At 54.3% G+C, this 1,610-nt stretch carries 1 rRNA gene; it reads left to right on the top strand.

Annotated features, from left to right (window positions below):
- The first annotated feature begins 22 nt into the window (after positions 1 to 22).
- A 16S ribosomal RNA gene (locus KUV80_RS18470) occupies positions 23 to 1,572 on the top strand.
- Positions 1,573 to 1,610: the final 38 nt, after the last annotated feature.

Raw genomic sequence — 1,610 nt, forward strand, 5'->3', positions numbered from 1 at the left:
AAACAAGAGCAAGTCAAACACTTTTATGGAGAGTTTGATCCTGGCTCAGGATGAACGCTGGCGGCGTGCCTAATACATGCAAGTCGAGCGAATGATGAGGAGCTTGCTCCTCTGATTTAGCGGCGGACGGGTGAGTAACACGTGGGTAATCTGCCTGTAAGACGGGGATAACTCCGGGAAACCGGGGCTAATACCGGATAATAAGAGAGGAAGCATTTCCTCTTTTTGAAAGTCGGTTTCGGCTGACACTTACAGATGAGCCCGCGGCGCATTAGCTAGTTGGTGAGGTAACGGCTCACCAAGGCGACGATGCGTAGCCGACCTGAGAGGGTGATCGGCCACACTGGGACTGAGACACGGCCCAGACTCCTACGGGAGGCAGCAGTAGGGAATCTTCGGCAATGGGCGAAAGCCTGACCGAGCAACGCCGCGTGAGCGATGAAGGCCTTCGGGTCGTAAAGCTCTGTTGTTAGAGAAGAACAAGTACGAGAGTAACTGCTCGTACCTTGACGGTACCTAACCAGAAAGCCACGGCTAACTACGTGCCAGCAGCCGCGGTAATACGTAGGTGGCAAGCGTTATCCGGAATTATTGGGCGTAAAGCGCGCGCAGGCGGTCTCTTAAGTCTGATGTGAAAGCCCACGGCTCAACCGTGGAGGGTCATTGGAAACTGGGAGACTTGAGTGCAGGAGAGAAAAGTGGAATTCCACGTGTAGCGGTGAAATGCGTAGAGATGTGGAGGAACACCAGTGGCGAAGGCGGCTTTTTGGCCTGTAACTGACGCTGAGGCGCGAAAGCGTGGGGAGCAAACAGGATTAGATACCCTGGTAGTCCACGCCGTAAACGATGAGTGCTAGGTGTTGGGGGGTTCCACCCTCAGTGCTGAAGTTAACACATTAAGCACTCCGCCTGGGGAGTACGACCGCAAGGTTGAAACTCAAAGGAATTGACGGGGGCCCGCACAAGCAGTGGAGCATGTGGTTTAATTCGAAGCAACGCGAAGAACCTTACCAGGTCTTGACATCCTCTGACCACTCTAGAGATAGAGCTTTCCCCTTCGGGGGACAGAGTGACAGGTGGTGCATGGTTGTCGTCAGCTCGTGTCGTGAGATGTTGGGTTAAGTCCCGCAACGAGCGCAACCCTTGACCTTAGTTGCCAGCATTCAGTTGGGCACTCTAAGGTGACTGCCGGTGACAAACCGGAGGAAGGTGGGGACGACGTCAAATCATCATGCCCCTTATGACCTGGGCTACACACGTGCTACAATGGGTGGTACAAAGGGTTGCGAAGCCGCGAGGCCAAGCCAATCCCAAAAAGCCACTCTCAGTTCGGATTGTAGGCTGCAACTCGCCTACATGAAGCCGGAATTGCTAGTAATCGCGGATCAGCATGCCGCGGTGAATACGTTCCCGGGCCTTGTACACACCGCCCGTCACACCACGAGAGTTTGTAACACCCGAAGTCGGTGGGGTAACCCTTTTGGGAGCCAGCCGCCGAAGGTGGGACAGATGATTGGGGTGAAGTCGTAACAAGGTAGCCGTATCGGAAGGTGCGGCTGGATCACCTCCTTTCTATGGAGATTATGAAACAGCTTCGACTGTTTCGTAAG

The sequence above is a fragment of the Fictibacillus nanhaiensis genome, from assembly GCF_019801215.1.
Lineage (GTDB): Bacteria > Bacillota > Bacilli > Bacillales > Fictibacillaceae > Fictibacillus > Fictibacillus nanhaiensis_C.